Origin of the sequence: Bacillus cereus group sp. Sample62, from assembly GCF_036851315.1 — a bacterium.
Taxonomy (GTDB): domain Bacteria; phylum Bacillota; class Bacilli; order Bacillales; family Bacillaceae_G; genus Bacillus_A; species Bacillus_A wiedmannii.
Genome location: NZ_JAFLPK010000001.1, coordinates 3258238 through 3270207, shown reverse-complemented (window position 1 = coordinate 3270207; position 11970 = coordinate 3258238). Strand labels below are relative to the sequence as shown.

Sequence of the window (11970 nt, the reverse complement as noted above, 5' to 3'; positions counted from 1 at the left end):
GAACGGTATGTTATTGGTAAAAATCTAATGTGATTGGAGGTTAAGGTATGTGCAATACAGAGACAAATATAGAAGATGAGCCATTCTACACTAAGATAAGTCATAAATCTTCCATAACAAAACCTAGTTTGAATCAACAACCATCCATGTCTCACGCTTTGGTATTATTGTTTGCGACTGCCTGTGGAATGTCTGTTGCCAATATTTACTTTGCACAGCCGTTGCTTGATCAACTATCTAATGAGTTTAGTATTAACCATTCCATTATTGGTGTTGTTATTACCATTACACAAATTTTTTATGGATTGGGCTTACTACTACTCGTACCGCTTGGAGATTTGTTAAACCAGCGACGTCTAATTGTCGGCCAGATGCTATTATCTACAACAGCTCTGGTTATAGTTGGTACTGCTTCCTCCAGCATGGTACTTTTCGCAGGTATGGCTTTGGTGGGTCTGCTTGCAGTTGTGACACAGACTCTCGTGGCGTTTGCAGCGACCATCGCTTCCCCTACAGAAAGAGGACGTGTCGTTGGCATTGTAACAAGTGGGATAGTTATTGGCATACTTCTCGCACGTACTTTTGCTGGTATATTAACAGATGTTGCGGGATGGCGTTCTGTATATCTATTTTCTGCAGCGCTCATGCTTTTGATGGTTTTTATGTTTATAAAGATGTTGCCCAATGTTGAACGCGAGGTAAAATCGCTATCCTACCCTCAGTTGATTAGATCGGTGCTTACTTTATTTATTCAAGAACGAACGTTACGCGTTCGCTCCGTTCTAGCCATGCTGATTTTTGCTGATTTCAGCATTTTGTGGACTTCACTAGTACTGCCACTTAGTACACCGCCAATTGCTCTATCTCATAGTGCAATTGGCGCATTCGGTCTTGTAGGTGTGGCTGGAGCCTTAGCTGCGGCACGGGCAGGGAAATGGGCCGATCAAGGTTACGGACAACGAACGACAGGTATTGCTTTAGCTCTATTATTGATTTCATGGTTGTTCATCAGTTATATAGAGCAGTCATTAATCGCATTAGTGATAGGGATAGTTCTACTTGATTTGGCCGTACAGGCAATACATGTCACGAATCAAACCATGATCCTTCCATTGCATACAGAAGCACGGAGTCGACTTACTGCTGGATATATGGTGTTTTATTCTATCGGCAGTGCTGGTGGTTCAATTGCTTCGACTCAAATATACGCACACTTTGGCTGGGGTGGGGTTTCCTTACTCGGAGCCTCTGTCAGTGCTTTCGCTCTTCTTTTTTGGGCTATGACCAGACGAGTTAAGATTTCATGAAATAAACGTGTGTTAGCCAATATGAGAAACACGTTACTACTATAAAGGAAATGATTAATTTTTTTGACTTAAAATCTAATTGAACTAGGAGAGATGACAAATGGAAATAGGGATTACGTCTTTTGTAGAAACGAAACCAGATGTACATAGTGGTGAAGTGATAAGTCACGCACAGCGATTGCGTGAAGTTGTTGAAGAAATCGTTCTTGCTGATCAAGTAGGACTTGATGTGTTTGGTGTTGGTGAGCACCATAGGAAGGATTATGCAGCATCCTCTCCAGCGATGGTTCTATCAGCGGCGGCACCACAAACGAAAAAGATACGGCTAGCGAGTGCAGTAACTGTACTTTCTTCAGCTGATCCTGTGCGCGTTTTTCAGGATTTTTCTACACTGGATGGCATTTCAAATGGACGCGCAGAGATTATGGCGGGTCGTGGTTCCTTTATCGAATCTTTTCCATTGTTTGGCTATAACATGAAGGACTATGAAGAGCTGTTTGAAGAACATTTGGACCTACTTCTCAAAATACGTCAGTCCGAAAAAGTGACTTGGGAAGGCGGACATCGACCAGCAATCAATAATTTAGGTGTGTATCCAAGACCTGTTCAAAATCCTTTACCGATATGGGTTGGTAGCGGTGGAAATCAGGAGTCTGCTATCCGTGCCGGTTTTCTGGGATTACCACTTATGCTGGCGATTATTGGTGGTAGCCCAATGCACTTTGCACGAATTGTACAACTATATAAGAAAGCGGCGGCTCACGCTGGTCATGATGTATCAAAACTTCAGGTGGGGTCTCATTCGATTGGATTTGTTGGAGAGAATACGGAATTGGCAGCAGATACATTTTTCCCTTCCACTCAGGCAGGCATGAATAAACTTGGTAAAGAGCGGGGGTGGCCTTATTATGATCGTTCCAGCTTTGATACTGCACGAAGTTTTGAAGGGGCGTTGTATGTTGGTGATCCAGATACAGTCGCCGAAAAAATCATCCATCTTCGTAAGCATGTAGGGATTACACGCTTTATGATGTATGTACCATTAAGTACCATGCCACATGATCAAGTCATGCGTGCCATAGAATTGCTTGGAACAGAAGTTGCCCCTCGTGTAAGAGAGGAAATTGCCAAATGGGAAGCTGAAGGAGAACAGGAGACACATCTATTCCGCTAATTATTCGATAAGGATTGCATCAAGTCTCATTATTTAACTGGAGGAATTTATATGAAAATTGACAGTCGAGTATTACCAGAATTAAAACAGGCTTTCTCACAATTTCCAGGCTTTCAATTAGAGGGGGATTTAGAGGCGAGTCGAAGTCTCTTGTCGAATCCACATTTGGAAAAATCAGAGCTTGTAAACATGACCAAGCGAATGATTCCTGGCGCAGCCGGCGAGATGTTAGTTAAAATTTACGAACCCGTTGAGAAGAATCTTGATAACCTTCCAGCTATGCTGTGGATTCACGGTGGTGGATACGTAATGGGCCACCCTGATATGGACGATGTTTTGTGTGAACGCTTTGTTCAGACTGCTGAATGCGTTGTTGTGTCTGTCGATTATCGACTTGCGCCCGAACATCCTTATCCAGCGGCTATTGAAGATTGTTATGCAGGCTTGGTTTGGATGACAAATGAGGCAGACTCGCTTGGAATTGATGTGAATCGAGTTGCGATCGCCGGTGCAAGTGGAGGCGGTGGACTAACAGCAGCGCTTGCATTAATGACTCGTGATAAAGGAGGTCCATCTATTATTTTTCAGATGCCGCTGTATCCGATGCTTGATAGCCACAACATAACACCATCAAGCTATGAGATTATAGAAGACAATGCAACATGGAATAGATCAAACAATTTAACGGCTTGGAATATGTACTTGGGAAAGAAGAACGATACTAACGAACCAGCTCCCTATGCCGTACCTTCGAGAGCAGACAACTTAGCAGGACTACCGCCAACTTATACATGTGTAGGTCAACTCGATTTATTCCGAGATGAAATTATTGAATATGTAACACGACTTGCACAAGCAGGAGTAGATGTTGAATTTCATCTCTACCCCGGCTGCTTCCATTGCTTTGAAGTACTTGTGCCTGAAGCCGAAGTGAGTCAGCGTGCCAGTCAGAATTATTTTGATGCGATGGCACGGGCGCTTCATCCATAACTTATCTTAGTTCATTCATCGGGGGGTTCAACTGAAGGCATGAGTGATAGCTCTAAATTTATTCGATGAGTAGAGATTACAGAAAGAAGTACAAATAGTGCCACCATATACTTTAAATTTTGCCCCTTACTCATTGATTAAAAACAGGAAATATTTCAAAGGTGGAATAGTTAACCAAGGTTTCAAAATAGTGTGCTAGCAATTCAACTTTTTTACTGCAGTTACGATGATAAGCACAATCAACACTTTGGAGCGTTTTTTTTCATAAGTCGAGTTACTTTTTTAATCGCATTCATACTAAACAGCAGCAGGAAAGGGCGCCAATTGAACATTGGCACCGTTTATAAGAAGCGATAGACTGCATCCTTAGCTGGATCTTCATTTCAAGCTCGGAAAAAATAGAATTAAGTTCTTTTGGTAGTTGATGATATTGGTTATTTTGAGCTATTGTAGTTAAGGCACCTCTTCTGTGGTAGTGATTTCTAGGTAATCTCACTATACCAAGGATCGAGGTGTTTTTCATTTTACTCAAGTTGTACAGTACACAATTGATAGACTCTAAATATATGATTTCATGATTTGTATCTTTAAAAGTTTCTAAAGCAGATAAGTTAATATCTGCTAGCCGTAACTAGTAATTCCCTTGCTTATCTAGGAACCTTGTAACGTCTTGGCCAATCTTACCTGCAGCACCTGTAACTAAAATTTTTTTGCATTTCACTTCATCCTTCCATAAAAAATACATCCCTTGTCAAAGGTCATATAATAGAGCATGCAATTATTGTATGTTGGTAATGGCATTAAATAAAACGAAGAAATATAATGGAGACATGAATAAAATTCATGAGGAGGACCATAGTGACTTTAACAAAGTGGCAGAACTCAATAGTTTTACAAAAGCTGCAGAAGTGTTAGGTTTCACCCAATCTGCCGTAAGTCATGCAATTAGCAGTTTGGAAAAAGAGTTTTCCTTTCCTTTATTTATTCGTAATCACTCTACTTTAACATTGACCAAAAATGCAGAGGAGCTTTTAATTAGCGTTCGGAAAATTTTATACTATAACAACATGCTGAAGCAGGAAGTAGCCGCTATCAATGGGTTCCAAAAAGGAACAGTAAGAGTGGGAGTTTTTTCAAGTATTTCTAAAAATTGGATTCCTGGTATTCTTAAAAAAATGGAGGAAAAGTTTCCAAATATTGAAATCGAATTACTGGAAGGAAACTATGCTGAAGTTGAGAATTGGTTACAAAACGGGAGATTAGATTGTGGATTTATTAATAATGATACTTACTTTGAATCATTTGAAAAATCCTTTGAAATCGTACAATTGAAGAGGGATCGACTTTTATGTGTTGTATCTAACCAATCCCCATTATGTTAGGAAAACCAAGTATCAATGCAACAAATAGAAAATATACCTTTTATTATGCCAACATATCAGTTTTATGATGATATTCAAAAAATATTTAGGGAGAATAAAGTTAGCCCCAATATTCGATTCGAAAATATGAATGAATACTCAGTGATCTCCATGGTGGAGAATAATCTAGGAATTAGTATATTGCCAGAAATGATTATACCGACATCAAAAATTTCTTTTGCAGCCATTCCACTTGAAAGTGATAGCTATCGAACTATTGGATTAGCTATAAGAAAACCAACCTCACTCGCGACTAAGAAATTTTTTGAGATTACTAAAAGGTGGGTATCATTTGAATTGATTTAATTTTTCCGAAATCTGAGTTATTTAAACTGATAGGGTTCTTCTTGAACGGAGCAGATTAGTTCAAGAAGCAATGAGAAAAAGTTATATATTATGTGTTGATGTAGAACTATAATATAAAAAATCAAGAGGTAATTATATAGTAATATATAAATTATACGACGGAACACCCTAATAACTTTGACTAATTACTAAACCTATATGAATCTTTATGGTGGAATTCACTTAAATTAACAAGTAATGATTTGGAATGAATGTGCAATCAAAGTTGATACGCCATTTACGCATTTGATGAAAAATAATTAGTGGATATGGGACGTGTTATTTTAGATGCTGTAATTACTGGAGTAGTTTGGGGAATATGCGTTCTACCAATCTATCTGTCCGAAGGAATTGCCGCCATGTACAAATAGCGCTGGGCAATTGAATCATTTTTCCGCTGGATTTAGCTGAATTTGAACGTTTCCGTATTGTTTGGCACAACATCCAATGCGTTGTTCAATCAGTTATTCACAGCTATAATTGCCTATGCTTTGCTGAAATTTCTTCGTGCACAAGGCCAAAAGACAAAATAAACGCTTGTCATTTGCAGGTTTCACACGCCTGTTTTTTTGTGAAGCCTTGTCAATTGAGTGGAAAATTAGTTTGAAAGAAACACTTGAATTCTACAGGTCGATAAATCAAGAAACTGTATTACTTTGGTTAATCAACATACGTGTTAATTTATAGTATAATGATTGCTTGAAATAATGCGGTGGAAAACAGGGAAAAGAGGGAAACGATGCCTACTATACTAGTTGCTGACGACGATGCGAACATTCGCGAACTCGTCTGTTTATTTCTACGCAACGACGGATTCGCAACAGCTGAAGCAGCGGATGGCAAGGAAGCACTGGCCGTCTACATCTCAACGAATGTCGATCTTGTCGTACTAGACATTATGATGCCGATTATGGATGGTTGGACGTTAAGCAAGGAGCTCCGAAGAGCCAATCCTGATCTACCTTTACTTATGCTGACTGCGAGAGGAGAAACATGGGAGAAAGTGAAAGGTTTCGAACTTGGGACGGACGATTATTTAACCAAACCATTCGATCCGTTAGAGTTGACGGTTCGTGTTAGGGCACTACTCAAACGATACAAGATTGGCTCCACGCAGACGATTCATTTAGGGAACGTCATCCTTGATCGACAGACCTATAAGGTGATGAAAGGGACGGAGTCGCTTACGTTGCCGCTAAAGGAGTTCGAATTGCTGTATAAGCTCGCTGGAACACCCGGACAAGTCTATACGCGCGTGCAGTTGATCGATCAGATTTGGGGTATCGATTACGCCGGAGATGATCGAACGGTAGACGTACATATTAAACGGCTGCGTGAACGGTTCGCGACAACACCCGATTTTCGGATCGAAACGGTGCGCGGGCTTGGGTATCGGCTTGAGGTTTATGAATGATCAGATCCTTATATATACGTGTTGTCCTGACATTTTTAGTCTCCATCATCGGGGGCACGACCATTTCTTTTTTTGTGTCAACTTGGATATTCGAAGATAAATTGAACGAAAACGCTCAAATCAACTCACGTAACTTTGGCCAAGACATTGTCCGGATTTACAAGACCTTTCCGTTACGTGAAGCGGACTTGTTCGTAAGTGAAATGAAGCAGCTCGATTCTTATTATATTCGAATTTACGAAGCAACGGGTCAGTTCAAGTCTTACGGTAAACTTCACGGACACAAACCTGCGCCTGTGACGATGGAGCAACTAAAGAAAGTATTAGATGGAGGTGTTGTTCAGGACACTCCTAATGGTATTGCCACGGTCCTCTTAGGGTTGCCGTTGAAAACGGAGATGGGAACGAAAGCGATATTTTTGGAAGCGCTCGCCCCTCCTTCAGCCTCTTTTGTCACAAAGTGGGCATTGGTCTTTGCAACATGTTCGTTGATTGCAGGAAGCTTATTGATTCTAGTTGCCTCTGTATTCCTGGTAAGACCGATAAAAAAGCTGACAAAAGCGACCAGGCGGATAGCATCTGGAGATTTCAACGTCAAGTTGAATATTAAGCAAACGAGTGAGCTGGGTACTTTGGCTCGCAGCTTCGAAGAAATGATGCACGATCTGCAGCAACTTGAGCAGATGCGCAGGGAATTCGTAACGAACGTGTCGCACGAGGTTCAGTCTCCGCTCACTTCGATATCCGGTTATGCTCTAGTGCTTAAGCAAGTTGACCTCTCAGAATACGAACGAAGCCGTTATCTTGATATTATCATCGCTGAAGCGAAAAGGATGTCCAAAATGAGCGATAACCTGTTAAGGCTGAGTTTTCTTGAATCGCAGTCAAAGCAACTGCGGCTCGTCACGCTCAGCCTCGATGAACAAATCCGACGGATAATTGTGGCGCTCCAGCCACAATGGTCTGCTCGCGATATACATTTCGAGCTTGATTTACAGACAGTTAAAGTAACGGCTGATCATGACCTGTTAAATCAGGTATGGACGAATATCCTCAGAAATAGCATCAAATTTTCCGAGGATGCCGGCGTGATTAACGTAAGCATCAAACAAGATATCAAAAACGTGACAATCCTAATATCCGACACTGGTATTGGTATTCACCTTGACGACCAGAAGCGTATATTCGAGCGTTTTTTTAAGGCCGATCGTTCCCACAGTCGTAAGTATGACGGAAGTGGTATGGGACTCGCTATCGTTAAACAGATCGTGTCGCTTCATCAAGGTGACATCCGAGTGAAAAGTGAACTTGGTCAAGGAACGACCTTCATCGTCACCTTACCAATCACTACACCAACAGATTAGTTAGATTCATTCTCTATGCTACGTCTCTATATGCAAGCTTACTTGCATATAGAGACGTAGCATTTTTTTTGCAGTTCATATTCAGTTCATATTGTCGTCATGGTGAGTACATCTTCATTGGTTAAGTTTTCATTACAGGCACATGAAGGAAGGCAAACAGATCAGGACAGGAGAAGATGACAGTGACACAACAAGAGGAAAAGAAAAGGCTGAGTGGAATGAAAATAAAGAAAGTGCGAAACATCTTACTTAAAATCATAGGAGTAATCGTTCTAGCCATTGTACTTTTTTTAGGTATTGTTTATATCGTAAATGTGATGAGTAGTCATTCGGAGCAAAAACGAATAGTGCCCTACGGGCAGCACGTATCTGTAGACGGGAAAAACATGAATGTGTTAATTCAAGGCGAGGGCGAGGAAACGATCGTGCTCCTGCCTGGTTATGGAACAGCTACTCCAGGGCTTGATTTTAAGCTTCTTATCGATGAATTATCTCCATTTTACAAAGTTGTTGCGGTGGAGCCTTTCGGTTATGGATTAAGTGATGAAACTGTAAAAGAGCGAACCACGGAGAATATGGTAAGTGAAGTTCATGAAGCTCTACAGCAGCTTAATATTAACAGATACATGCTCATGGGCCACTCCATTACAGGTATTTATGGAATTGATTATGTGAACAAATATCCAAACGAGGTGACTGCATTTGTCGGAATCGATAGCAGTGTTGCAACACAACCGGGTATGGATATCAATTTCCCATTAAAAACGTTTGCATATCTCAAAAAATCAGGCCTCTTAAGATTGGCTATGAAAATCAGTGCTGACCCCTATGCTGGACTGTCATTTGATGAAAAAACCGTAGAGCAAATGAAAATGATTTCGAATAAAAACATTTATAATGACACAACCTTGAATGAGATGGACCACATTTCGTCTAATTTTAAAGGGGCTCAAGGTTTAATCTTCCCTAAATATCTTCCACTTCTTCTCTTTGTACAAGCGAATAATGAAGATGTAGCAGGATGGATACCTCTGCATGAAGGGCAGATCAAAGACTCGTTACATGGAAAAGTAGTAACCATGGATGGATCACATTATTTACACCATACCAAATTCAAAGAAATCGCTGAAAATGTTAGACTATTTATGAAAGAAGTAAAGTAAGTGTTCAGAGAAAGGTTCATTCGTTATTTTATGCATTTGTCTACAGTCTGCAAGACCATCATTTCGATGGTCTTTTTTATGTCCAAACAGTTGTATATTTCCAAACCAAGATTATACTTTCGCCTGAAAGCCATTGGGTTTCATTTTCATATTAACTAACGAGGCAGGTGTGCGGCCGAGCCTAGGTCGTATCATATAACGGGTGGGATTCCCGTCGAGTAAGAACTAGCCATTCGCTCGTAGCGAGTCTTGGAGGGCTAAAGGTAACTTTAGTCTTTAAGCGTAGACAGTTAGGTGGCGGATTTGCTTTACTGATCGTTCTATTCATTCTGTTAATCATTATAGGATGTAGTTGTTGGGGCGGCGGATTCGGTTACTAAAAAAAGGGGCACTCATAAGAGTGTCTTTTTTCTCAATATAAGAACTCTAAGAATATGATATTATTTTAATGCAAATTCCCTTTTGTGCAATGAGATAGTAATGACCAACAAAAAACCCACCTATTTCCGTAGGTGGGCCTTATCTTTATTAAACAATATCAAAGTATACTCTCTTTTTCTCGTGAATTTTATGTAATTATACATATTTGTAAAAATTACATAAAATAAATATTACATGTAGTAAAATATAAATTGTGGACACGTTCTATAAAGCTGATTCTCCGATTAGAAGGCGTAACACATCTCAACCATATAGGTGTGGCGTTGCTTTAATCTAGCCAAACAAACAATCTCGATTCTCTTGTATTTGTACACTAACAATCTGTTGAAAATAAATGATTCTGTTTTATAGGACGTGTTTACTTAATGTCCAATACATATTATTAAATTAAAGTGGTTCAAGTCGGAGGAAGGCACCTTAGGGTGTCTTTTCTTTATGGGTCTCATCACATCGCTATCACATGCCCATCAACTTAAGAATTTAGAATTCCCCCCCAAAAACGAAATTTTGTTACAAGTTATCACAAAATTTCGTTTTTGGGGTAGTTTTATTTTCTTAGCTTGATTTCGATGAGCGGTACCCCATAAAGGCCCTTGATACATAATTGATGTTCTGCCATTTGTAGAAAACAATCCACTTATACCATTTTAACAAGAAAAAATATCTCGTCCATGTTGTAATATTGACTTACGTTAAGCTTGTGAAAAAATCATATTCATGTATAATACAATTGATGTATGATACATTAGTTGTAGGAGGGTGACCTTTTTGAAAAGAGAAGATGCCTTAAAACTAAGAACAGATATTAAGAAAATGATTATAATAACTGGGGTTTTTGAATCTCAAAATTTGCCCAATGGACCATTTGAAAAACCTTTACCAACTTCTCAAATGATGGCGTTAGAGGAACTAGAGGTGGAAAAACTAACTGTTTGGCAACTATCCAATAAACTTAGATTAGAGACTTCAACTGTAAGTAGATTGGTAGATAAGTTAGTAAAAAAGGGGCTTATTTATCGTGAAGTAAATGAAAAAAATAGAAGAGAACTTTTTCTGCACCTCACAGAAAAAGGTCACATAACTGTTAATTGCTTAAGAGAGCAATCCATTACATTTTATCAAAGTATTCTCAATAATTTATCAGAATCAGAACAAAAAATAGTTGTGGATGGTTTTGAATTATTTATTGATTCTATTTCTAAGCCTTTTGATTAGAGTGAGGTAAGTCATAACATTTGGAGGATAAAATGAGTTTGCATTTTGAACGTCCTATTATTGAATTAAAAGAGAAATTTGATGAATTAAAGAAAATTATGAAAGAAAATAATGTAGATTTATCGTCAGAAATTCATGAATTAGAAAAACGTTTAAATAAAATGCAAGATAAAATTTATTCTAATATTACACCTTTTCAACGAGTTCAAATTGCAAGGCTACGTAACCGACCCACGACATTGGACTATATACCTTTATTGTTTACAAACTTTCTCGAACTTCATGGTGATCGATTATATGGTGATGATAAAGCAATGATAGGTGGTATTGCAAAATTTAAAGGAATGCCCGTTACGGTTATTGGTCATCAAAGAGGTAGAAATACAAAGGAAAGTATAGAAAGAAATTTTGGAATGGCACATCCAGAAGGTTATAGAAAAGCGCTAAGACTTATGAAACAAGCTGATAAATTTAATCGCCCTATTATTACATTTATTGATACAATAGGCGCCTATCCAGGGATAGGGTCTGAAGAACGTGGAATTTCTGAAGCGATAGCTCGAAATCTATTTGAAATGACTACACTTAAAGTGCCAATTGTTTGTATTGTAATTGGAGAGGCATCAAGTGGTGGAGCTCTTGGCATTAGTGTCGGTAACCATATCCATATGTTAGAGTATTCATGGTACTCGGTAATTTCGCCAGAAGGAGCGGCATCTATCCTATGGAAGGACGCTAAGTATGCTCCAGAAGCTGCTGAACATATGAAAATTTCAGCAAAAGATTTAAAACATTTAGGAATTATTGATGAAATCATTCCTGAAATTAAAGGTGGAGCACAAAATGATATAAAATCACAGGCAAAAATGATTGAATCTGTAATTGAATCATCTCTAAAAAAATTGATACTATTATCCTCGGAAGAGCTTATACAACAGCGATATGAAAAGTATAGACAAATAGAGAATTATAAATGAAAGTATTTAAAGTCCGTATCACATTTCGGAGGATTCTCGCAAAAAAATTCTAAATATTTTGTAAGTAACCTCTTAAACTGGGATATGCTGATACTATTACTCTACAAAAGATGTGTGATCGGTATGGAAAAGGAAATTGTTACTCTATGTTTCTAACTA

General features: G+C 38.9%; 8 protein-coding genes and 4 pseudogenes. 11 read left to right on the top strand and 1 reads right to left on the bottom strand.

The window, feature by feature from the left end; translation table 11 throughout:
- Window positions 1-47: 47 nt before the first annotated feature.
- From J0835_RS16600 to J0835_RS16590, 3 genes are all read left to right on the top strand, one after another.
- Window positions 48-1307, top strand: coding sequence for an MFS transporter (locus J0835_RS16600; RefSeq protein ID WP_087981357.1), 1260 nt, complete (start codon window positions 48-50; stop codon window positions 1305-1307).
- Between the two features lie 100 nt (window positions 1308-1407).
- The gene (locus J0835_RS16595) at window positions 1408-2481 is read left to right on the top strand and encodes an LLM class flavin-dependent oxidoreductase (protein WP_087981356.1); all 1074 of its coding nucleotides are present in this window, start codon (window positions 1408-1410) and stop codon (window positions 2479-2481) included.
- A 51-nt stretch (window positions 2482-2532) separates the two neighbouring features.
- On the top strand, window positions 2533-3471 hold the full coding sequence (locus J0835_RS16590; RefSeq protein WP_087981355.1) for an alpha/beta hydrolase: 939 nt from the start codon (window positions 2533-2535) through the stop codon (window positions 3469-3471).
- Between the two features lie 556 nt (window positions 3472-4027).
- On the opposite strand, the pseudogene J0835_RS16585 reads toward J0835_RS16590, so the two are convergent.
- A pseudogene (locus J0835_RS16585) lies at window positions 4028-4216 on the bottom strand (hypothetical protein); the annotation flags it as partial.
- Window positions 4217-4301: 85 nt separating this feature from the next.
- Here J0835_RS16585 and J0835_RS16580 point away from each other — a divergent pair.
- The 8 genes and pseudogenes from J0835_RS16580 (at window position 4302) to J0835_RS16545 (ending at window position 11811) form a co-directional block, all read left to right on the top strand.
- Window positions 4302-5198, top strand: a pseudogene (locus tag J0835_RS16580) (LysR substrate-binding domain-containing protein).
- A 146-nt stretch (window positions 5199-5344) separates the two neighbouring features.
- A pseudogene (locus tag J0835_RS16575) lies at window positions 5345-5590 on the top strand (GNAT family N-acetyltransferase); the annotation flags it as partial.
- A gap of 386 nt (window positions 5591-5976) precedes the next feature.
- Complete coding sequence (locus J0835_RS16570) at window positions 5977-6651, top strand: response regulator transcription factor (RefSeq protein ID WP_001142154.1); 675 nt, start codon at window positions 5977-5979, stop codon at window positions 6649-6651.
- Window positions 6648-8015, top strand: coding sequence for a sensor histidine kinase (locus J0835_RS16565; RefSeq protein WP_087981354.1), 1368 nt, complete (start codon window positions 6648-6650; stop codon window positions 8013-8015). The genes J0835_RS16570 and J0835_RS16565 overlap by 4 nt, the downstream gene beginning before the upstream one ends.
- Window positions 8016-8197: 182 nt before the next feature.
- Window positions 8198-9178 carry an alpha/beta hydrolase gene (locus tag J0835_RS16560; protein WP_087981353.1) on the top strand — a complete coding sequence of 327 codons (981 nt, stop codon included), beginning with the start codon at window positions 8198-8200 and terminating at the stop codon, window positions 9176-9178.
- 293 nt (window positions 9179-9471) lie between these two features.
- Window positions 9472-9558 (top strand): annotated as a pseudogene (locus tag J0835_RS16555) (YjcZ family sporulation protein); the annotation flags it as partial.
- Between the two features lie 829 nt (window positions 9559-10387).
- Window positions 10388-10834: a MarR family winged helix-turn-helix transcriptional regulator gene (locus tag J0835_RS16550; protein WP_000817662.1), complete on the top strand. Its 447-nt coding sequence runs from the start codon at window positions 10388-10390 to the stop codon at window positions 10832-10834.
- 32 nt (window positions 10835-10866) lie between these two features.
- Window positions 10867-11811, top strand: a complete 945-nt coding sequence (locus tag J0835_RS16545) for an acetyl-CoA carboxylase carboxyltransferase subunit alpha (protein WP_000052085.1) — start codon at window positions 10867-10869, stop codon at window positions 11809-11811.
- The last annotated feature ends 159 nt before the right edge of the window (window positions 11812-11970 follow it).